Source organism: Ruminococcus flavefaciens MA2007, from assembly GCF_000621845.1.
GTDB lineage: Bacteria > Bacillota > Clostridia > Oscillospirales > Ruminococcaceae > Ruminococcus > Ruminococcus flavefaciens_E.
Window position 1 is genome coordinate 236175 of sequence record NZ_KK211354.1, and the last position, 25291, is coordinate 261465.

9 protein-coding genes are annotated in these 25291 nt (G+C 43.1%); 5 read left to right on the forward strand and 4 right to left on the reverse strand.

Annotation, left to right across the window (positions count from 1 at the left end; translation table 11 throughout):
- Positions 1-26 precede the first annotated feature (26 nt).
- From T497_RS18140 to T497_RS17730, 4 genes are all read right to left on the reverse strand, one after another.
- Positions 27-2570, reverse strand: coding sequence for a carbohydrate-binding protein (locus T497_RS18140; protein ID WP_028515923.1), 2544 nt, complete (start codon positions 2568-2570; stop codon positions 27-29).
- A gap of 187 nt (positions 2571-2757) precedes the next feature.
- A complete protein-coding gene (locus T497_RS0112645; RefSeq protein WP_028515924.1) occupies positions 2758-3600 on the reverse strand; it encodes a damage-control phosphatase ARMT1 family protein in 843 nt (280 codons plus the stop codon).
- 152 nt (positions 3601-3752) lie between these two features.
- Positions 3753-6767: a carbohydrate-binding domain-containing protein gene (locus tag T497_RS0112650; RefSeq protein WP_028515925.1), complete on the reverse strand. Its 3015-nt coding sequence runs from the start codon at positions 6765-6767 to the stop codon at positions 3753-3755.
- Positions 6768-7004: 237 nt separating this feature from the next.
- Positions 7005-8687: an EAL domain-containing protein gene (locus tag T497_RS17730; RefSeq protein ID WP_051530672.1), complete on the reverse strand. Its 1683-nt coding sequence runs from the start codon at positions 8685-8687 to the stop codon at positions 7005-7007.
- A gap of 575 nt (positions 8688-9262) precedes the next feature.
- On the opposite strand from T497_RS17730, the gene T497_RS0112660 reads away from it, so the two are divergent.
- From T497_RS0112660 to T497_RS0112685, 5 genes are all read left to right on the forward strand, one after another.
- A complete protein-coding gene (locus tag T497_RS0112660) occupies positions 9263-10342 on the forward strand; it encodes a hypothetical protein (protein ID WP_028515926.1) in 1080 nt (359 codons plus the stop codon).
- Between the two features lie 559 nt (positions 10343-10901).
- On the forward strand, positions 10902-12194 hold the full coding sequence (locus T497_RS0112670; RefSeq protein ID WP_028515927.1) for a hypothetical protein: 1293 nt from the start codon (positions 10902-10904) through the stop codon (positions 12192-12194).
- 36 nt (positions 12195-12230) lie between these two features.
- A complete protein-coding gene (locus tag T497_RS0112675; protein WP_028515928.1) occupies positions 12231-13163 on the forward strand; it encodes a hypothetical protein in 933 nt (310 codons plus the stop codon).
- A gap of 31 nt (positions 13164-13194) precedes the next feature.
- Positions 13195-14334, forward strand: coding sequence for a hypothetical protein (locus tag T497_RS0112680; protein ID WP_028515929.1), 1140 nt, complete (start codon positions 13195-13197; stop codon positions 14332-14334).
- 46 nt (positions 14335-14380) lie between these two features.
- Positions 14381-25249: a hypothetical protein gene (locus T497_RS0112685; RefSeq protein ID WP_028515930.1), complete on the forward strand. Its 10869-nt coding sequence runs from the start codon at positions 14381-14383 to the stop codon at positions 25247-25249.
- Positions 25250-25291: the final 42 nt, after the last annotated feature.

The following is a 25291-nucleotide window of genomic DNA, read 5'->3' on the forward strand; positions in this document are numbered from 1 at the left end:
TATTTCGTAACTGCCTGTGATATCGTTCAGGTGTTCAAGCCTTGTATTACAGTCTTTCTGAGCTCTACCATGTCGAATATATCAGCTGTGCCGTCAATGTTCAAATCAGCCTGCACGGCTTGTTCCTGTGACATTATTTCCTTGCCGAGGATATGCTTTTGCAGTATAACAAGGTCTGCGACGTTTATAGAGCCGTCCTTATTGATATCGCCCAGACTATAGCTTACGGGCGGTTCAACAGTACTTTTGCCCACAGCCATAACTATATAATTAACGCACTTATATGTCTGTCCGTTGCTGCCGAGGGATATCTTATCGCCTGCCTTTACGTCTTTTTTGTACATCATAAAGCTAACGTCGTTATCAGACGTGCAAAGCGTCCTCATCAGCGTATAATCGCTGAGCCAGTCGGGAACATTCTCCACACGGCTGTCCAGTCCCACATACAGGGACATATCGCTGCCAGCCTCAAATGTTGCCGCTTCGCCTGTTGTGCCCTTTGCGTCACATGAGGTTAGAAGCTGCTCTGCGCCTTCGAGCTGGAGCTCTGAGAATTTGAAAGTTCTGTCACCGAATACAGGTGAGCCTACAGCCGCAGTTGATATCTGCCAGAAATCGGGATTTGCCTGTGAAGTGACCTGAACGTTTTTGAAGAGCTTGCCGCTGAGGGGGACAGCGTCCCTGCCGAATACGAAGCTGTCCAGATTTACAATGTAGCCGTCGCCGCCCGTAAACTTTATATACAGGTCGTGAGTTCCCGTAAGCTTTGATATGCCTGCTTCTATCTCCTCAAATGTATCGAGGCTGCCGTTGCCTGCATAGCTTACCTTTGCCGCAGGAGAGCCGCTCATGCTGTCGAGATACAGCTCCATAACAGTTGGATTTCCTGCAATCTTAGCACTGAAGCTTTGAGCGCCGCTGCCGAAGTTTATTTGTTCGTACTTTACCCAGCTTCCGTTTTGGATATGGTCTATAACGCCGACGCCTGTTCCCTCCGTAGTCTCTATGCCGTTCTGATCGCTGAAATGCTCTGCTTCGATAGTCTCAAAGGCAGAAACTGTCGTTACAGGAGTGAAATTTCCGCCTGTAGGGGAGAGCTTCACAACGCCCTGTGGGAATGAATCCACGGTAAGGTCGTTTATGTAGTACTCGATGTTCATGTAGCCCTGACCGCAGTAGTCTCCTGCGTAGTCATCGGGATCGTTGGGATCAAGACCTCGTGCAAGCTCCCAGCTGTCGTCCATGCCGTCGTTGTCAGCGTCGGTTATCTCCTTTTTTGTAACAGGTGAGGGATAGCTGTAGGTCACGCCGCACTTGATATTGTACTTGCTGAGGTTGGCTTCTGAGCCGTCAAATGCTGCAGTACCGCTGCACTGTCCCGTGCCGTTCTTTGTATCGCTTGCGCACTGCTTGTCGATAGCTGTACGCTTATCGGGAGAGATACCGTTGCCTGCGAAGCTGATTACATGGTCGTAGGCAGCCGCCGCACTCTCGGCAGTATTTGCAGTGGACACATTCTCGCCGTTGATATTGATAGGGAATGAGGTGCCGCTGTACAGGTTGTTCTTGGATATGCCGATACCGTCCTTGACGGTGACTCCCGACCAGTTATCACCTGTAACGCTGTGGAATGAGCCGTCCTTGTTGATAAGGCGGTTTCCTGCGCAGTATACCTTGAAATTCTCGGGCTTGGTAGTGCTGTCCACATACATATAGTGATAGCCGCCTGTGGTGGAGTTGCCTGCTTTCAGGGTATTATTGACGTAATTCAGGTGACCTATGGTGCCGTATGCGGTCTGATAGCCCCAGTCGTAGATGATATTGTTGGTGAAGTCCGCCGTGTACTGGTCAGGCACCTTGCCGCGGAAGTTTCTGGAAACGTTATGGATAATGAGGTTATGGTCAAAGGTCAGGTCGCCCTTGCCCATCATTATTCCGAATCCGTGGAGTCCCTTTTTGTGACCGCCCCATGAGTCCGCAGGACCTATGACGGAGTATTGCACGGTATAGTTGGTGTTATTGGAGTAAAGTCCCCATTGCTCGTCTGTTGTCCAGCCCATGGAGCAGTGGTCGATTATTGAGTTTGAACCCTTTGCGCCGCCCCATGCGTCGTTGCCTGAGTCCGTGGAAGCATATGGACCTGGACGGGAGCTGATGTAACGGCAGATGATATTGTCTCCCGACATACCCATTTTGTAGTTTTTCAGCGTGATGCCCGAGCCTCCCGGAGCAGTCTGACCTGCCACGGTGACATTGCCTGAGCAAAGGATATTGCCCTTTAATTCGATAGTTCCGCTTACGTCAAAAACGACGATACGTCCCGATTTGCTTACGGCGTCGCGGAATGAGCCCTCGCCGCTGTCATTAAGGTTTGTAACGTGGTATACCTCGCCGCCGCGTCCGCCTGTAGCGTATTTGCCGCCGCCTACAGCTCCGGGGAATGCGAGGATACTGCCTGCCGCCGTAGCCGTCACAGCAGGACTGCCTATGGGAGCAATGCCCGAAGCTCCCGAGAAAACGGTGAGAATGCTGACGGCAAGAGCCGCCGCTCTTTTGAATTGTCTGTTCATTTTAATATCCTCCCAAAAAAAGCCGATATTCTCTATATTAACATTATACATGATATTTCAAGCAATTTCAATGAAATATAGTACTTTTTAACTGCTTTTCGTGGAATATTACACCTTGTGTCCTCATTTGCATACTTGCTCTATAATAAAAACCGTGTTTTTTATAAAAACACGGTTTGTGGCTTTATTATTTTTCTTCGATAAATATTCCTGTCAGCTTCGGCACGTTGAATCGGCTGGTGAACAGCTTGCATTTGCAAAGAAATTCGTAGAATATGTGTCTGCCCTGTCCTGAAAGAGATTCATAATTGCCCTGACCTTTCGCAAGTATCACGTCGGAATGGTCAAGTACATTTTTCGCTTCATCGGGCAGCATTTCGTATATTGTTCCTGCAACAGCTTCACCGTTGGAGATTATCTCGGCTTCCGCATCAAGTCCCACATATTTTGCGTCCTCAGCGGTTGCGTCATTGAGAACATTGTCGCCGCGCACCATAGCTCTGACTGTCAGATGAGGAAATCTCAATTTAAGCTGTTCAAGCATGAGCTTGTCGAGAACTATTTCTCCGCAGTTGTCACATATCAGCAGAAATGTCTTTGCATCGGTACATTCGCGGAGAAATGATTCGTAGGTTTTTCTGTCATCTTCGCGCATTTCTGTATTGCTGAACAGTGAGAGAAATTCATCGCGGTCTACGCTGTTCATAGCTCCGAAGTCTATGTAATTGCCTGCCCGTGACATCATCATCGCCTTTGCCAGCGGTTCTTCCGCGGAGTTTATCTCATGCCGCAGACTATCCTCCATAGCAAGGACAAGGTCGTTGTACTGTTTCTTGATAATACTGTAATCTGCGCCCTTACCGAAGTACCTGACGTGTACCTTATTGAAAAGGTATACCATGTATGGACTGGTATCAGTTTCTTTTCGGTTGTCAAGGAGCGCTTTTATCTCGGCAAGGTATTCGGTATTATCAGTCTTGTTTTTCTGACGTTTATACAAGCATTCAGCGCAGCTCTGTGATATTCGCATATTTTTCTCCTTAATTCTTTCAGATAATAATATTATATCAGATCAACACCGTCAGGTCAACCAGTGACACAGAAAAGCAGGAAGCCCGAAAGTGATCCGTGAGGACCTCTTTCGGGCTGTATTTAAAGTGTGATACCTGAAACGCTTGTTAATTAACCTTTGATAGTGCTGCGGATTACCTCGAAGCGCTTGAGCAGGAAGTCGATAACGGAAACGCTGTTGTTACCGAACATTCCGCCGCCTCCGCCGCCGCCGTTCCAGTTGAAACCGCCGCCGAAGCCGCCTTCAAATGCCCAGCTCTGTTCAAAGTCTGCTGAACCTTCCGCTGCGTCGGGCTCATCAGAGTTGAACTGGAAGTTCCACTGATTATTGCCCTGCTGTCCGCCCCAAGGGTTCTGCTGTCCCTGCTGAGGATTCTGCTGCTGACCGCCCCATGGGTTCTGCTGTCCCTGCTGTGGGTTCTGCTGCTGACCGCCCCATGGGTTCTGCTGTCCCTGCTGTGGATTCTGCTGCTGACCGCCCCAAGGATTCTGCTGACCGCCGCCTACCTGAAGTCCGTTTGCACTCTTGGTAGTTGATGTTACGAACTGGTCTACAGAGAATGCAAATCTTGGATCAGCCTCAACGTGAGGACGTATCAGCTGAGAATAGTTTGCAACGTACTGCTCGATATTCTTGTAGTAATTCATTATCTCGTTTACATAGCCTACGTACAGATCGTAATACTCAGGGATCTGGAGAAGCTTTGCAAAAGGACGGTTGTCAACAGTTGCATTGTAAAGGCTTGTATTGATGTCTGAGTTTACGGAGCTTGCACCGTCCATGAATATGCCGAGGCAGAGGTTGTAGTCCCAGCCTACGAAATAGTGCTTGCCGCCTGTGTACATGAGGTAGTAGTTATGTGCCAGTGAGCCGTTATAGCTGTCGTAGTTGCACATTACGGAGTTTACAGCGAATCCCTTGAGGAAGCTTGGAACGTCAATGATGTCCTCGATGAACTTGTAGTTTGAGGTGTTCATCTTGTTGATAGCTGATTTGAGCTCTTCAAGGTGCTGGAGCTGCTCGTCGTTGCCGAACTTGAGGTCGAGGTTGTTGACAGGCATCTTCTCGGTGAAGGTGCTGTAGCTGTCGCCTCCGCCCATGCCGCCCCACATACCGCCGCCGCCTGCCTGATTGCTTCTTTCGGTAGCCTTGTAGAGGTTGGAGTCATCGTCGATAGCATAGCGCTCAGCAAGTGTAGTGCCGGGCTGCTCAAGAGCATAGTAGAAGCTGTAGAGCTTGCCGTTTAAGTACATATCAGAGTAGCTGCTCTTGGGAGCTACACCGTCTATAGTGTACATTGCGTCGTAACAGATAAGGTCTCTCATGCATGAAGCGTCTGAGTAGAAGTTGTTCATGCAGAATTCTGTAAGACCGTGATAGTTGTTGAGCTTTTCGTATTTATCCAGCTTGAAGCGGAAGCTGTATTTGCCGTTGTTTACCATCATACGTGAGCTGTTGCCCTTGGTTCTGATACCAACGTTCTTGATCTCCTCGCCGTCGATAACGAGATCGCAGGGATACCATTCTTCCTTCTGAGCAGCTGCCATAAATGCGTTCCAGTCGCTTTCGGACATCTTGACATCTATCTTATGTACCTGACTAAGGTCGAAGAAGCTGCTGTAGAGCTGTTCCTCGTTCTCCATGTCGTTGTTTACGTCCTTGTATGCAGCAGGCTTGCCGCCCTTGAATGTGCTGCCTGAGCTGTGCTTCTGCTTGATACCGCCTGCGAAGAGCTTATAATCGCCGCTGCCTATCTCAGGAGAAGAAACTATAGCGTACTTATACTTCTTGGCTGTATTCTGGTCGAAGAGCACCTTGTTTGAGGAATCGGTAAGAGTGATAGGATTGTTCTTTGACCACTCCTTAGCGAAGTCTATCACAAGAGTGTTCTGTTCTGTAGATGTAAGGTTCTCGCACTGGTTGTCTGTAGCTGTAGCGAGGAGCTCGCCGCCTGTGATACCGATAGTGCCTGCGCTTGTGAGTCCCTTGTCGCCGAATGCAGCGATCTTGCCGCCTGAGATATTGATAGTTGTCTCAGCCTGTATAGCGTCATTGCCGCACTTGATATTTACTTCGCCGCCCTCGATATCTACATTGCCCTTTGATGACTTGAGACCGTCACCCTGAGACTTGATATTGAGCTGACCGCCCTTTACGAGAACAGAGGTCTTGCCCTTTACAGCGTCGTTAGCCTCGGTCTCGTTGAGAGTGTCGATATTTGTAGTACCGCCTGTGAACTTGATATCGTTGTTGCAGACGATAGCGGGCTGAACGTTTGCGGTGATATTGAGGACACCTGTGCCTGCGTCGCCGCCCTTGATTGTGAGGTCGTCCTTGGCTTCGATAACAGCGTTTGTCTGATCGTCGCCGCCGTAAGGTGAAGTACCGTCGGAAACTGTATTCTCTGTGCCGTCAGCAAGAGTGATAGATGTCTTGTCTGCGTTCTTGATAAGAACAGCAGGAGCGTTCTTGCCTGTGATGTTCACGCCGTTGAATACAAGCTTTACCGTATCGGGATCAGCCTTGTCGTCGGGAACTTCAACGTATATCTGTCCGTCATTGAGAGTACCGTCGATAGTGTAATTACCTGAATGAGAGATAGTTACCTTAGAGCCGTTAGCCTCGGCGTACTTGCCCTCTACCTGAATAGAAGAGCCCTTGAGGTGTATCTTGGTATCTACGTCCTCCTTGGGGAGAGTTGTAACTGTCTCCTTTGGAGCTGTTGTAGTAGCTGTAGTAGTTGTCTGTGTTTCGGTAACAGTGGTAGTTGTGGTGCTGCTCTGTACATTGCTGCTGTAGCTCTCGGGAAGCTCACTTATCATGCCGAGGAGATAGCGCTGTACGGAGAGAGCGTCGTTTGAGGTAAGACCGTTGCCGCGCTCTGAAACGTCGGCTAATTCTGCGCCCTCAGCGGTGAGGCGCTTTTCGCTTGTGCCTGTAGTGCCGTACTTTGAAGGATTAGCCAGAGACTGCATAATGAGCACGCAGTCGGACATATCCACAGTGCCGTCAAGATTGGCGTCGCCGTACAGCTTGTCAGCAGCCGAGCCGCTGAGCGTTACCGCCGCAGCCGAGCCGACGATACAGGCAGAAAGTATGCCTGCAATTAAGCTTTTCTTCTTCATTTTAATTCCTCCTAAAAAATAATATCATGAAGTCGGTGTTAATTCGGCGTTAATATATGATTACATAATAATGAATAAATCTTAAAATAATCTTAAACTTACCTTAAAAGAGCTGTTTTTTACAGCATTATGTTCAGAAAAAACGTAAAAAGGTGTATTTGCTCTATACAATATAGCTGTTGATTAAAAATATAAGCGCAGCAGAGCAAGCTGCTGCGCAGATTTAGTAATAATTATTTAAGTACAATCGAATAACTCGGGGTGGGTATTGAGCAGAAGCTCCGCCGCTTTATGTGCCTGTTCGGACATAGCTTCTATGGAGAAGATGTAAACGTCGCTTGGTCCCATGAAGACCTTGATGACTTTGGTGTCCATCATCTTGTATTCGCCGTTCTGAGTCCTGTATTGGAATGGCAGCTGGAAGTACCTGTGATTGATCTTGTTCATGCGCTCGCGGATAGTAGAGGGCTCCATGAATTGCAGGAATCTCTCCCTGTCGCATTCTGCCACCTCGTTTTCGGCAAAGCGTCTGATAGCTTCGTCAAGCGGGAGCTGGGTGTATTCCTCACTGAAGCCGAACTTTGAATACAGTCTTGTAATAACGGTGTTTTTCACGGGATCAATGACAGAGATATGGTCATAGGTGTCTATCAGCATTCTGCTGTATTTTTCAAAGAGGTCGTTGGTAGACTTGTCCACATCGCCGCCGTAGGTCTGTATGCTTGCGGCGAGCATGGCTTTGCCGTCGGTCTCGGCGATACATTTAGTATAGTACGTAAAGTACACGCCGTTGATGAGGTGATCCTCCTTGACTATCTCGCCTGTCTTGATAGAGAAGTCCACCTGCTCGATCATATCGGGGTAGTAGCCCCTGTCCATTTCGTTGATAGTTTTTATCAGTTCGTCCACGGTGCTGAAGCCTATACGCTGTAAGCCCTTCTCGTAAGCCTCGTTCTTATAAAGGAGCTCGACCTGTTCGCCGCGCTGCTCGATAAGTGCGAGTGCTGTGGAATTTTCGCGGATAAAGCCGTAATCGCCGCTTTCTATCTGCTCGTTGGTGAGATCGTTCAGCGGATCGGGGCTGAGGAAGTTTATCTGACCTACTGCGTTCCAGTAGTGATTCTCCGCAGGATCCTCGACTTCCAGCTTTGACTCGGAGATATACTTTATATAAAGGTCGCCGTCCATAGGCTTTGAGTAGTAGAAGCCCTGCAGCATTTCGCAGCCGATATTTCGGAGGAAAGTCATCTGCTCCTTTGTCTCTACGCCCTCAGCAAGAGTGTGCATACCTATCGCCTTAGCCATATTCATGACCGAAGCCAGTATCTTCTTGGAGCGTATACCGATATCGCTGAGGAATCGCATATCTATTTTCAGAACGTCGAAGCTGTAGTCCTTGAGCACGTTCAGCGAGGAGTATCCGCTGCCGAAATCGTCCATGAAGATAGCGAAGCCCGCGTCGTGGAAACTGTCAAAGATACGGCGGAAATATGCGGTATTATCAAGCATTACGCTCTCGGTTATCTCGATGTGTATAGCCGTGGACGGCACATCGTACTTTGCGAGAGTCTTTGAAATGGCGTCCAGCATATCTATTTCGTCAAAGTCAAGACGGGACAGATTAATGGAGAACGGGTGCAGAGGAAGTCCGCGCTTTTTCATTTCATTATAGGTAACGCAGATATTATCAAGAATAGCCAGATCCAGCTTATGGATAAGGTGGTATTTCTCCAGTACATTAATAAAAAGGAAAGGGGAGAGGAGCCCCACAACGGGATCCTGCCAGCGGGCGAGAGCCTCGACGCTGCAAATCCTTTCGGTAAGAGTACGGATAACGGGCTGATAATAAGCCTTTACGAAGCCTTGGTCCAGTGCGGTTTCAAAGTTATTTACGATATATTGTTCGTCGATATGCTGCATAATCATTCTCCTTTGCTATGAGATGACGAAATATAGCAAAACGTATTTCGATAATTTATTATAACATATGATACAGAAAAAATCAATATTTTAGACAAAATTTATGAATTATTCATTTTTGGACGACGTCACATTATATATGTAGGGGCGAACATTGTTCGCCCGTGAAAAACATAAATATGCGGTTGCATTTGGAAAATACAGGTGTATTTGTGAAACGGGCGCACACTGTGCGCCCCTACAATTGGGACATTAAAATCATGATAAAATACGAAACGTATAGAAAAATCGAATTAATACAAAAATATGGCAATTACTGTTTGTGAAAGGAAATATTCGTTTATACAAGATGTAATTGCTGCGTTAGATAAAAGGTGCAGAAAAACTACTTTTCATTGTGAAAATTGCTGAATTATATGGAAAATTATGAATTTTTCAAAAAATCCGTTGACAAATAGTAGAAATTAAGCTATAATATGATTGTAAACAAAAAGTATAACGCACGAGGCAAAATTAAAGAGGCAAAAGGCAGCCGAGCCTATTCTCGGTAATCTATTATGAAAGGAAAATGACCTATGATGAAAACTAATGCTAAAAGAAAGAACAGCGCAGTTAAGAAGCTTATACCGGCTGCTGGAATGCTCGCTTTATCAGCTTCGATGCTCGCAACATCCACCTACGCGTGGTTCACAATGAGCCGTGAAGTTAGTGTAGTAGGAATGACAATGAAGACACAGATTGGTGCTAACTTGCTTATTGCAAGCAGCAATGCTTCTGGTGCTTATGGTTCAAAGCAGCTTAGCCAGAGCCGTTCTGCTTTACTTGAGCCTGTTTCAACTATTAATGCAACAAATGAGTCGTTTTACTATACAGTAAATGCTGATGCACTTGGTGATGCAAAGGTAGATTCGTATACGAATTACTCAGAAACTGTAGCTGCTCAGATTACAGCACTATCTAACACATATGCAAACAAATCTGCATATGATAAGAACTTCAATTCGACTTATGATGTTGTTGATTCAAATACAACGGCTACAGCGGGCACATATGCTCCTGCATATGGTTATGTTGATTATGTTTTCTATCTGAAAGCAACAGGTGCTGACACATATGATACGTTGAATATGACAAAATGTGAATTAGTTTACAAAAACGGCGGCTCAAATCAGGTAATCGGTGTTGGTGACAGCAAGACTGGTGATCAGGCATGGCGTGTAGCTATTTTTGCTACTGATATTACCGCACAGGGCGGTAAGGGTGACGACGCAGAAATTAATGAAGTTGCGGTTAGCGCGATTGATCCTGCTGCATCTGGAAACACCCCAATTTCTATTTTAAAACTTGACGGTGCTACGAATTTTACATCTGGAAAGGCTGTTAATAGCGGTACTACTTTAGATACGGTTGTAAGTGCTGATCAGGCGGTAACGCTTATAAATAATCTTACTGCTGGCGCAGAAAAGTATTACAAGGTTACTGCAAGAGTATGGCTTGAAGGTGAAGATAATACTTGTACTAATACCACTTATGCAACTCTTGACTCCAATTGGTCTCTCAATCTTAAATTTGAGTTAGAGGCTGATGGTACAAATGCTGTAACAAAAATCGGCAGCGCAGGAGATTGGACTGATTTAAGCCCTGTTATAAACTAATCTAATAAGTTTTAATTCTACAGGCACATATAACTCATAAAAATCCCTCACACAAGCTTCCTCCAAATTAGTTTGAAAGCCTAAATAATGATCTATGAACTCAAAATGGCGATGGCATGAGAGATTCATGATAATCCCTAAAAATAGCTTCTCATAATAATTCCTCCATAAAGGGTTTTAAAGACCTATCCGATATGCTTAAAACCGTCGGTGGATCGGCGGCTATGAATAAGATTTTAAGTCATCATAGGTTCCTAAAGCCTCTATAACATAACACCCCCCTCGCGTAATGTGAGGGGGCTCTGTTTTGCAGGGATATGTTTTTCTATATGCCGCCGAAATTTTATTGTTAGTATATCTGAAAAGAAATATACGTTATGTATTAATTTTGACTCCGAAATTAGGCTTATTTGCACAAACATTACAAATGGTAAAGGCTGTTATTGTCGATTATGTCCATTGAAAATGATATATGAAAATGATATAATAAAGTAGAGATACTATGCGCTAACAGGCTAACTATGCCCTTTAGCAGCTTCTTTTAAAGGTGGTGATCACGGTGAGCGCTAAGGCTTTTGATGCTCTTTCTAAGTCCTCTGTCGTCAGCTCAAACCCTCAGACTGCACAAAGTCAGGTAAACCAAGATGATGAGGACAGAAAAAAACTTTTAGCCATTCGTAAAAGAAATCTCATTCGCTTCGGCTCACTCGCCGTGCTCGCCTTCGTCGTCTGGCTGTTTGCTACTATCGCGTGGTTTACAAGCAATAAGGACGTCGGCGGCTCAGGTATGGGGGTGAAGGTAGAAGCAGGCTCATATGAATTGCGCTTCAGAGGTGATAATATCGGAGCGTTGAGCTATACTGCAGGTACGCCTGTAGATGGTGTTACTCCGTATACTTCAACTGATATTTATCGAAAGGTCACTCCAACCTCAGATTATGCATATAATCTTCCCGACGGTACAAGACAGAATATCGAGGGAACGAATTATTATGATACTGATGGCGGACACCCTAAAGTCATTCTGAGACTGGATATGGATCAGCTCGATAGTAATTATTCCGGTTCGGATTATCTTGCTCCTGATAAGGAAAAGGGATTGAATCCGGGGGCAGAGGGCATTATTCAGTTCTGGGTAGTGCCGAAGAAAAGTGGAACACTGACAGCAAAGTTTTCGCTCAATATTAATGGTTATACAGCTGTACAAAGCGATTCTGCACCATTTGATGTGACTTCTTTAACTTTGATCCCTGCGTCCCAGCCTCCTTTAGGTGATAGTTCTACTGAGGCTGAGCGAGAAGCATATGATAAAAAAGCAGCTGAAATACAAGCTGTGGAGTTCCTTAGAGCACATATACTTTTTTTTAAGGGTGAATATGTAAATGAAGGTACTGAAGAAGAACCTGATTATAAATGGGTTTACACGGATTTCATGAATGATGATCTGCTTGATCCTCAAAATGCAGGACTTTACACTTTTACCTTTGAGAATGCTGTTCAGGGCGAACCTATAGAAGTTCGTATCCGCTGGGTGTGGTCAAATACTTTCAAACAGATGGTTCTTAGCGGTGATGCAAATGCTCCGGCAGTAACAATTGATTATACAGTTCGTGCTGCGATACAAAAATATGCATATGAGCACTATAATAATATCTTCAAAGATGTTAATCTTGCAACTGTACAAAGTAAAATGATGAAATTAAAGGATGGTTCTGAAACAGAATACGAATTTGATGCTGCTACACTAAACACGGGTACGAACCTTGACGATCTTAGCCGCGGTTACAATAGAGCCGACTCAGAAGTAGGCAAGCGCGTCCGCTATATGCTTTTAATGCTTGGTGCAGAGTGAATTCAGAGTTTAAAGTTTAACGAAAGGAGATGTGCTATGAAATCTGTTAAAAAGGTTTGGAAATCTATCTCAAAAAAGCAGAAAATACAGTTCGTTATAGCAGTCTCCTTGACGCTTTTGCTTACAGTTCAGGTTCCTGTTATGGCATGGTTCCGTAATCGGAGAGAGGCTGCACGTTTGGAACGCATAAACTCTACGAATACACTTTTTATTACAGCAGCACACCGTGAGGATGTTACAAATCTTGTAATGGATGATATTACGGTTGACGGAAAATGGATTGTTGAAAACGATAACGAAACCAAGATGCTATACCAGGATTATGTTTTTTGTGTCGCTGGTGACTATGTTGAGGATTTTACATTACAGCTTACTCACACAACGAACAATCCGTATACATATGAGATTTTTGAAGCTGATCCGACTGGTGGTGCGCCAGGAGCTGGCGAGTTCAAAGGCCGTGATTATGTGGTATATAAAGTTACGGATACATGGCCTCCTGAACTTACAGAGATGGAAGATAATGAAAATACTGCTGAAGTTACAGCAAATGGTGAAACCGTTATTTATTATCGAATTCGTAAGATAAACGGCAAGCCAGTGACTTTGAACCAGACTGTGAAAAAAGATAATAACAATACTGATATTGAGATTAATACTTATTCCTATACAGTTGGCAGTACTCCAAAAACTGTTATTTTTGATGGACATTACTTGAACATGCAAGCCACTGGTGATAATGCAGGAAAAGCAAATAATGATTATAACAAGTACAATTACGATACTTATGACTATTTTGATCCAAATGTACAACCACTTTACTGGCAATGTACGAATATTCCAGGCAGTAACGGTACAAGCAAAAATGCTTTTTATCACGAATATATCCTTCGTGTCTATTTTAATAACGCAACAACTACCTATAAAGATACGGATGCTGTGTATATTACCGCAATAGGAAACGGTTAAATTTGAGTAGTGGAAAGGAAGTGAAACCGCTATGGAAAAATTCAAGAGCTTTATGAAGAAATATTGGATAAGCGTATGGTTGATATTAGTAGCTATGGCGGTTATCACTGTATATGTTTCTGCTGAGTATATTCAGGATCAAAATCGTGTTAAGCGAGTGATCGCCAATATGGGTGATACCGGCAAACGCTTTTCATCTGATCGCTTGAATCCAACGGATAGCATTACGCCTTACGAAGTTCCCTTTTCTACGGAAGGCGATGATCTGTGCCCTATTGCTTTTCAAATCTATAATCACAGTCTCACTGATTCGAGTAAAAAATATCAAGGTGAGATCTATTACGAGATTACAGCGAAGCTCACAGATCATAATGGCGAAACTATCACTATGTATGATGATAATCCAGATACAACAAATATCCCATCATTACCTGGAAGCTCATATGGATTTAAAAAAGGTGATGCTCCTTCATATACATTTTTTGCAAATGTGAATGACATGCTTTCATTAGACGGTCACTTTGAAAGCAATGAAGAAAATGACAATCATCTTTATTATATTTGCATACCGCGCACTATGACTACAGTAGCTAACGATGATAAGGTATATATTGAATTAGTCGCCACTCCTTATGCGGATAGCAATTATACTCGGCCGCTTACAGATATAGATGTTCTAAAAGCTCGACTTAGTGTATCATCGCAGTCAAAGTCTGTTGAGAGCGGATGGAGCGGCAGCTTTCAGGATTCGACACGTACCGATTTGGATGGATTAAACTTTGTCTTTTCAGGAAGCGGAACATCAAAGCTTGTTTTGAGTTATAGAGCGGATTTGTTTGAGGTAAATAAGTTCTTCCTTGATGCTCACAGCAGTGAGCATGACAGCAAATTCACTTATGAAAATGGATATTATTATGAATATGAAACAGCCACTGTAAATGGTGAAGAAGTAAAAACTTGGAAAAAATATGCAGCTCCAAGTGGTGAAAGTTGGAAAACAATTATTATTGACGCAGATTCAGAAGATGAAAAACGTTATGATATTCAGCTATATATGAATAATGCTGATACAGAAAATTATTTGACGAATAGAGAGCTTGACTGGAATAATAAAATTAGCAATTATTTCCATTATAACGCAAATGCTCCGGCAACAGCTGTCACGAGTTGATGTATCATAACGTATTCGTTTCATATATGATTTGGGAGTGAGGCAAATGAAAAAATACATGTTTATTAAAAGAAACAAATACAGAAAGCGCAGTTTCATAAAGAGGCTGTGCAGCGTTGTTGTTGCCTCTATTATTTTTACTACAAGTATGCCTACTGTTCTTTGGGATAATTTATCTTCCATTCAGTTAACCGCTCATGCAGCAAATAAGGATAGTTTCACTCCGTATACAGACACAATCTATGATATTAATGCAGCATCCGATGGTCAGGATGATGGTAAATACTCTATTGAAAAACCTGATGATCTTGTTAAATATTCTAAATGCTATATTTCATTTCCTGATAAACATCAGAATGATATTCTTGAACTTGGCTTCGCAGCTGGAGACACCACGGTTGCAGCAACAGATTTCATTGCACTTGGAACTGAAGAATACCCATTTAAAGGTACGATCATCACTGCTGCTGCTTCGCTCAATAAGCTGAATCTCCCAGAGGCTTTATTTGACTATGTGGCTGATACTGCTAAAATTGTGGAAAGTGATGCTGAAAATGCGGGTCCGTCATATATCAGAATAGCACGTATGACCAATAATACAAATGAACCTATACTTGCTCGTCATGTTTGTCATGATCCGGTTGCTCCCACAACTATTCTCGTTGGTGAAAACACTGAAACATGGAATGGAAACACCTGGCAGGTTCAGATTGAAACTTATTCAGACGGAACCAATGCGGCTAAAAACAATAATTATGCCGGAATCATTGGCGAGATGCAAAAGGGTTCAAAGATGCAGCTTGACCTGAGAGATGGGACTTCTGCTGAAATTAAAGGAGATTTTGATCTTGGTCGTATTTGTGGCAGCATGGGGAGAGACACCATGCTGACAGTGAATTCGATTGAAGGAATTACGACATATAATGACGAAGTGCCTCCGGTGGCTACTACGGTAAACAATGATTCGTATGGAATCAATACTTCATCCGGCAATGTTGGAGGTATTGTTGGAAGCATGGATAATGGTTCTGTACTTGTGGTAAAGCAAGCACCGGCTAATACTGCGGCGACCATTAGTGGGGGCGGCTACGCTGGCGGTATTGTCGGTAAGAATGACGGTGGATTTGTAGATACATCTGCGATTTCAAGTTATTCTATTGGCGGAACGATTACCGGAATCACCGGTGCTGGTGGTTTGTTTGGTTATAACCGTCCGCTGTTTGATGATCCGAGAACAGATTCGACCGAAACCTCTGTTACTTATGACCTCGCTAACTATAGCGTAAGTGCAACTGTTAGCGGAAGCGGAAACATAGGCGGTCTGTTCGGTGAACTGGTGAACAAATCAGTCATCATAACAGACGAAGTAAAAAATGCTGAAACAGGCGAAGTCACTACACCGGAGAGCCGTACAGATGCGGCAGGCGGAACGATTGAGATAAAAAAGACTTCTAGTTCAAACACCATTACTGTGACCAATTCCGGTTCTGCAGCCAATTTGGGCGGAATTGCCGGAAAATATACTCCGTTTTCCCTTACTGAAACTCTGTCTGTATCGAATGTGACTGTTAGTGTCACAAACAACGGTTCATATTCAGAAAACTGCGGCGGCGGTATCGGTCTTGTCGGTGTATCCAATGATACAGCATCCCTCGCCTATGTGAGCTTCAACAATTTCATTGCGACTGCAACAAACTGCGGAAGCAAATATTTTGGCGGTATGGTCGGCAAGGGTGATGAATCTTTTGTTGATGCAAATACAGTAACGATTAATGCAAATAATTTCCGCGGTGGTGCTGCTGTCGGCTGTATGGCACGCGGCGTACTGAAACTTTCCGGAACCGTAAACTTTGCAAGCGCAATGCCGGCGCAGACCAATGTGGATGCGATCCGAGAAGGACAGATTGTAGGCTATCGTGATGATGCGCTGGTTTATTATGATGGTGCGGCTTCCAATCTTTCAATCAGTGACAGGAGAGTTGACAATATCGGTACATGGGGCGATATTCTCATTCTGGACGGCACGAAGATAGCGAAGAGTGCTGTGCTATCAGAGGGTACTCATTCAATTACAATGGTTGCTCCCTCTGCATCTATCACTACACCTGCTACCTATGCAAGACAGGCGCTTGCCCTGCAAATTGCATACAGCAATAACCCGATTATCACAAACAGCACGGTTCCTGCACCTTCTTCTATTTCATTTGGAGCGTCCGCAAATATTGATCTTACCAATACCGGTCTTAGAGGTTTAACACGTGATAATAAGATAAATGCCAATGATACTAAATGTGATTATTCCGGAAACATTACAGGTAACAGCGCAACAGTAAAACTCTATATTGAGAACATAGGCGGTAATCCTGTCTATCGTCATTCCTATAACGGCATGCTTGGAATTGCAGATAGTGTTACTATCGGCAGCATAACATTTGACGGAAAGATGAACCTTCAGCCGTGCGTAGAGATGTATGCAGGTATGGCTGCAGCGACTTCTAAAACAAGTTTTACTGCTAATAATGTCAATGTTGCTACAAGCGGAACAGCAGCAAATGTTGTATTCACAACGCATTATGATGTCAGCGGCGATAATAAGTGGGGCAGCAAAGAACTGTATCTCGGCAGACTTGTCGGAAATGTCAGCGGTAGTGTTTCAGTAACTGACGGAACTTACAGCGGCACTGTATCAGGCGATGCTACTTCTGAGGAAAGCTGCTACGGAGGTATTGTCGGTAGAATCAAAGGCACGACATCTTCTGCATTTTCCGGAGTGACAATCAGCGGCTCTATGTCTAATACTGGTGCAAACGAAAAACAGAAGATCGGTGGACTCGTTGCAGAGATCGTGAAGGGCACCAGTGAAAGTAGATTGAATCTTGACAACATTACACTCAGCAGTCTCACTGTTAACGGAAATGCAAGTGGCTCCTGCGGCGGTCTGCTTGGTTATGCATGGTACAATACAAATGTGCAGGGTGTGGATGTCAACTCGGCTGAGAACGGAATGACGATCACTGTTGCCGGTACGAACAAGGTATCCGTAAAAAACGGCGCAGAAATACCTGCAATTCAAAATGGTGCAACCGCTGGTCTTGTCTACTGTGCGACAGGCAGATGGCTTGTTAATTCTATTGCATTCAGCGGTTTTACCGTAGATATGAATTCAGCTTCTTCGTTTGGTATGCTTGTGAATCAGGGACGAAGCGGAGATGACGGCATCTATCTGCTTCTTCCGAGCGGCTTTACCTATACGATCTCCGGAAATCCGTTTTCTGCTCATACAGGTGTCTATGATGAACTGGTCGCATACAGTTCTTCCGGTGATGTGACTGCAAACGGTCAGGGCATTGTCTCTATTCATACAAGAAATGTGGCTGACACAGCGTTCGTTGATGCTCTTGTCATGAACGGGAATGGAGCAGCAAACACCTATACCGCAAGGACCACACTTGGTCAAGGTAAATCTAATCCTAACACGAGATATTATTATAATCTTGATACTGATACAAGACTTTCTGCTAAATTAATTGAGATATCGTCCAGTCCTCAAAAGAGACTAATGAGTTGGGGGCTTAATCAGTATGCCTGCAGTAATATTAAGAAATACTTTGGAAATCCTTTTTCTTCAGTAATTACAACAGCAACGTATGATATGACTGGTTATAGCTGGTATCCGGTTGATGTGGATTCCACGCTTGAAGTCAACGGCACATTCAAATTCTATAACAGCGAAATCGAAAAGAATATTCAGAACAGGGCAAAAACAAAGTTTTCAACTCTTTCTAACACTACACAGCATTATCTTATGCAGAATGCGCTGTTCAATAATGTTAATAGCAAGCTAACTGTTGGCACAGTTACATTACAAGGTAATGTAGGAAAGGCAAACGGTGTATCTGGTGCGCTCGTTTTCGGAACTGTAAAGGGTACAGCATCTTCAGATGCCGGCACTGCAGAGGTCAAAGTAACAGGCGGTATTACACTGGAAGGCATTCATGTGCATAACTTTAATTCGGCAAGTGAGAGCGAATATGCTCCCTTGCTCATCAACCAAACAAGCGACTTCTCTAAGCTGACAATAAAAAATGTTTTTGTTGCAAGAGATGGTTCTTATAAGACGAGCACGGTTGATACCTTGAAAACCAAATATAATGTTTTGGGTAATTCGGAAAGTACTACTTATTATTCTGCAACCACTTATCCTAAAATCGCAACCAGTCTAATCGGAAACGCTGGCGTTGACGCAAACTCTAAAAATATCAATGTTTCTTTTGAGGAGATTCAGCTTGACGGAAGAAAGAGCAGCATACTCAGCGATCTGACAACAGCTTACCATTCTGAAGTATCTCTTTTCACTAAGGCAACTCTGCTGAATAAGCTTCAGTATCAGTCCGGCGGCGGTACATATAACTTTGAAAAGTCTGAGGACTGGACTGGAGACAATCATACTCCCGTTAAAGTTACATACGGCTCTGAGATCAGCGACTCGACAGAGAGAAAAGAAAACTTCGGCAAAGAATTCTGGTACTACGGAAGTCAGAGCAAGATTGAAAGTACCGGTTATATAACCGGAGATTATATTCTTCCTGAAACAAATACTCCTTCAAGCGGAACCGCCGATGCAGTTACGACTAATGATGTTGTGTCATGGACAGCACCGTATGATTTCAGCGGATTTCTCCCATATGTTTATACAAAATACATTGGCGCTGCTAACGCTGGTGTTGAGGGGGCACATCAGTTAAAAGTTAATCATTATGCTGCTGGATTCAGTGGCTGTGGTACTTATAATGATCCATATGTTATAACAAGTGAAACGGAGCTTGTCAATATTACAAAGCTTCTTAATGCCGGAACAGATATTTCATTTATAAATATCCCTACAACAGGAAGTGGTTCTTCCATTACAGATGATATTACTTTAAGCGGCGAAAATACAATTGCCAAATCAACAACATGGCATACGCAGCATGGTACATATAAACCTGTAACGGTAGGTGAAGTAACCAAATACTATCTTGACGGTGATACATCTAAGGATTATGTTACTGTGGAAATGCTCCGCACATATCTTGCAGGTGCATATTATAAGATAAACAATAACATTGTGATTAGCAGTTCTGAATTTAACGGGCTTGGCAATATCAGTAACGAAGATGATAAATTTGCTGTATTCCGCGGTGTGATCGTTGGTTCCGGAAATGAAACGATAACTAACAAAACGCAGTATCCACTCATTGCATCAAGCTACGGCAGCGTTGTTAAAGGTCTGACTTTTCAAGTAGGTGATTCCACAAACAATGCTACAATAAACAAAAGCAATGGGACAGCTACAACAAAGTTCACGCCTTATAGCGGCGGCTGCGCTTATTACGGTGCGGTCATCGGTCAGATTTTCGGCGGCGATAATATCATCGACAATGTATATGTCAATTTTGATAATGCAACGGTAACAATCAGTGGCAATGCGGCTCATGTTATCCCTGTCGGCGGCTATGTCGGCGTGGTACTGAACGGCGGCTTGTATTTCCGCAATATGGCTACAAATAATAATATCGCAGGTTTACCGAATGACAAGACATTCAAAGGTACGGAGCATCTGATCACAAAAGAAGAGACTGTTGACGGTCAGACTGTTACAAAGCCGAACATGAAATATCTCTATGTGAATCCGATTATTGGTCGTGTGATGAATGGCTTTGCGATTTATGAGACGATGAGCAATAATCCTGATACCGCAACTGACAGCGGCAAATTCCGCCCGTTCGATGATGGTACAAGAACTTATCCTGACGGTTCAAAGGTATATCAGAAGGATGATGGTAGTTTTGTAGAGGTTGCTGAGGGGGCGACAATTGATCAGAGTCCTGTCGGAGTCACAATGAAGAACGGCACGAAGAATTATTCGATTGCGGATATCAATAGAAATGATACTGCGAATAATTTTACAATGACAGCGCCTTCTGGAGGATATCCTGGTGATGCTGGATCAATTATTAGCGTTTCCAACGCGCAATCACTTTTTATTGTTTCTCTGGTTACGGAAGCGGGACTTGGTACATCCATAAATTGCAAATATGATGACACAAATAACTTGCTTAAACCTTATACCAATTATATGGCAACACGCCTTTCAGATTATGAATATGTGGGAAATGCTTCGTTGACTGGAAGCGCGCCTTCTGGATTGATTGCGAATCCTGCTACTGATGCAGATAAGGCGAAAAACGATTATTATATTTCTACTGGCGATATACATTCGGATTCAAATTCTAATTCTACAAAAGTGCCGCATTTGATAAAGACGTATACTCCATATGGTAATTCATCACATCCTTATCCTGCATTTAATCTTGCGGCGTTTACCGATATTACTATAGGTTCCGAGCTTTATCTTAACATGGAATTGTCGGATTCGGGTGATACAACCTATTATATGCCGGACGGCTTTAGAGGTTTAGGTTGCCTGCTGCTTGGCCAAGAAAGCTGGCACACTAACTATCGGCTTTTTAATACTATGTGCCTGTATAGTTTTAACGGTAACGACAGGAAAATCTCCATGAATATGCAACTCTTGCTTTATAGTAGTGATAACTATGGTACACCTAGTGAAAACCAGGCATATCTTAAAACCGGCTATGGTTTTTTCAATGCCGTACGCTCAAATTACAATAATGATGCTACTCATAAATTCAAAGACCTAACGCTGAAGGGGTCGGTTAAGTTTGACCTTATAGACAGTACTAAGGGCGATTCAATAGTTTATAATTCTGAAAATCTTAAACAAAATGCGCGCCCTGCAGTAGGTGGCTTTATTGGAGCGCCTGGTGTTGATACACAGGTAAACAGTACTAGTGACGGCGGCGGCGGCTCTATGTATTTTGAGAACATCAGAATAGAAAACATTTCTGTATATGGTGTGAAGTATGCAGGTGGAATCGTAGGGTGTTCTAATGCTGGAGCTAGTAATGGATCGATTGTCTATTACTTTAAAGGGTGCAGTGCTGATAATATAACAGTTAAGGCAGGACAGTCTGCAGGTGGAATGATGGGCTATGTCCGAAATATGTATTCTGTAATTGATGCGGATTTTGAAGGCAAAGAATATGGCGTTATTGAGATAATGTCGATGTCAAAATCAGGTTTTAATGATAGTAAGGAGGGCATGCCAACATCAGGTGGTCTCGTTGGTGATTATGGCGGTGATAAAGCTAATGGAAATCTTAAAATTAAAAATGTTACTGTTAAGAATGCATCCAGTATTTCAAAGGGTGTAATCTGCAGTGACACAACCTTGAATTCTGAATACCCTCGTATTGGTGGCATTTTGGGCGGTGCAAGCAGAAACGGAAAAATTGAGTATTCCAATGTAAAGGTTTCCAATATTGATTTTAATGGAATGTGTATTGGAGGATTAATCGGTTATTGTGGAGGTGGTAATCCAGTTACAATAACAGATGCATCGGTTTTTTCGGATCAAGGCTGCGAAATGAAAAATTATCGCAATAATGATAATAATGCCTGCGGAGGATTAATTGGATATCTAAACAAAAGTGCTGTAACAACAATTAAAAATGCGACAGTAACTGGATATACAATTTCATCTCCTAAAAATGCTGGCGGACTTATCGGTAGAAAGCTTGTTGCAAACCAAAATGTTGTAGTGAACAACATTGCTATAAAAAACACCACAATCACTGCTTCTTCTCAAAAAAGTGGTGCTTTGATAGGCGATCTTTATGATGGCGCATTACTTGGTTATAATATATTAACAGATAATGTTGCATTATCAGCCGGACAATATTGCGGTCAGATTGTCGGCAATAACAACAATACAGTTATAAAAATAGTCGGCTTCTCCCGCCAAGGTACAGGCATTCAGGCTAAAATGGTCGGCAACAAGAATGCGAATGCTACGGATCAATATGGCAAAAACGGCTACGTTGTTTTCTCTGACTACAAGGGCTTGTCACTCAACAGCCCTAACATGGAATTCTCAACAATTCCCAACAATGTTACGAATGTCGGCTCTGCGTCACCTTATGTCAATGTCAATCCAAAGCGTGGCGTATCGTCTGACGGCATATTCTTGACAAGTGACGGCGTTTATAACAGCTCGAATGATTCCGCTTATGCAAGCTCTGCGATTGGACAGATCATTTCGGATGCTTCTGGAACAAGTGAGGCAAAGAGATATCAGTCCTATAACAATACTGCAAGTGAAGGATATCCATTGACATCCAATAATGCGAATGATACTACAATGCGGGGGTTGCTGCGCGATCAGAAGAAGTATACCACATACAAAGCAGCACGCACTTCAACGAATCTTCCGCCAGAATTGTATAATATGCCTGTCCTTGTTGTGGATGATATCAGCTCAGATAACACAACCAAGCTGGTGAATACCTATCTGCGGCTGCTGACAAACACAAACTTTAATTATGCAGCGTTGAATGGAGCTATCGGTAAGGTCAGACTTGCAACTTGCACTTATATCAAGTCAGGTGATGATTACAATCTCAGCGCAGAATACTCTACTGATAATATCACAGGTGTAAACCTGAAGCTTGATACACAGAATGCGGCGTTTAAAATCGGAGGCGCATATGATAACAGTGATAAGAGCAAAGAGCAGTTTACGCTGATAGATGTTGAATTTTATGATCCGAACGATACAAATAAGGTTGCTTATCATCTGTATGTTCCTGTCTTCGTCAAGAAAATGCTTCACTTTAAATTCACATCGGCAGCTATTTCTGGCACGACGTACCGTACTGTACCTTATGAGGATGCGCTTAAAAACTTCGGACGTACAGCAATCATTGAAAATCTTGGTAATCCAATTACAATGCAATTCAGCTGGACTTATGAGCAGAAATTCACTGAATGGATGGATCTTATCAATGCAGGTGAAAAAATAAACCGTGCCTATAATAAGCAATTGGAGTTCACTGACCATACAGCGCCGCTTGGCTTGCCGACTGGTACTCAAATGGTGCTTGTTGATGCGAATCGAAATAATCCGAGCTATTATGCCGATAAGACTACATCTGATCTTATATCATATGATACTGATCGTGCGATTACTTGCCTGAATCTGGATGTATTTAAGAAGTCTGACAATATGACATCGTTTACTCCGATAGAATTCAATGACTTCTTTGATGTTCTTGATTCGGAGCCTACAACTGATGTCGACAGTTACACTCAAACATCGAACTACTTTGTTGATGCATCCTCAAATTTAACAGATGCCACAATAAGAACCAACAGTGGCACATACTATAAACCATGCACATCTGGAACAAGCGGTGCGAAGAAGCTTTATATACGATATAAATCTGGAATGTCTAACGATTCGGATCAGTTAGTTGAAACCTATTATTTGACATTCTTCACGCCTGCACCAACTCCAACAGATACAGGTGTTTATCATCTGGAGTTTAACGGACCTAAAACATTTGGCGGAACAGAGTATCCCTCGAATTATACAAACAGAATTGAAACTCACATTTTTACCGGAGACATATTTGAAAATTCTTGCACAATTACAACATCTGGCTCTTCCGAGATGTCAGCAAAAGGAAACAACTCTTTAACAGCAACGATGACTGCGAATGTTGGCTTAAAAGCAGCTGCCGGAAGTATCATCAAAACGTTCATTAATTATAATTCGGTAAGTATTTATCAGAGCTTTTTGATGCAGCTTAATCAAAGCTATTACACAGATGATGCTATGAATAACCTGACATTTGAAAAAGGCATTGCTGATGGTAGTGATCCACAAGTCGAAGTGAATTTGTATACTGTAAACGGTACGTCACTGGATTTGATCCATAATTCGCAACCTAATTCACAAACTTTAGCTGGTATGAGCGGTGCTAATGCAATAATCAATGCGAACTACCTGGAACTGAGAAGTCTCGTGAACTTGAAAAGTTATTTGTATACTGCGTATATCGCTTACCAAAATAATACTGCATCAGATACGAAATTTCCAATAGTTGCAACGGTTAAATTGACATATTCAGATGATGATAAGATTCAAGCTCAATTCCCTGAGAATACGAATCCTGAATCTGAAAAGGGACAATATATTGGAACAAATGTCACAGGATCCTCTAACATTTCATCGCAGGCTGCTGCCGCGGCATACAGTAAAACAAGCAAACCAGGCAGCGACGATGCCAAGTATTATCGTAAGACAACAAAGAAGGCTACTTTAAGTTATTACTCAGCTGATACTGAAGAAATAGTGGTAACTCCTGCTCATGATGAGGTTCAAGCGGTGACAGAGACTCGAATGATTGCTGAAAACAAATATGAGCAATTGGGCATCAATGCAATTGAAGCTGATGTTGATCAAAGCGGAATCAGTGTTCTTAACATGAAAACGCAAGCTGACTACAACATTCTGAATCTGTCAGATGAGGCAAAGGATAGTATTAAGAGCATGAAGGTTACGGTAAGTCTTCGCCGAAAAGCAGATTATGAGGATACAGGTAAACTTCCGATTGAGCAGTTCTTTGTTCCGAATTCGCTTACACTTTATCAAAAGGAGATTGATGCGGAAAACCCAGATACATTTACCAAAACAACAAGTACAGACACAGACTTTGTTTACTATGTAGATTGTACGAAGGACGATTTCTCAGGCAATATCTATTATATCCCGATTTGCTTCCAGGTTTATACTGGAGATAATAACAAGTTTGAGGATACAACCTATGGCGCTAATGTCCATCGTTACTACTCAAATTACATGGTGAAAATCAAGGTCGAACTGTATGATGAAACAGAAGGAAACGGCAAAATGATACCAGGATCAGATATAGACGATCATATCATTTATACGAATACTAAGATTTATTCTGATATTGTACCTAATTCACCTCCAGTTTCATCACCATAAACCCGTAATACAAAAAGCGGCTCCTTGGAAGTCCAAACAACT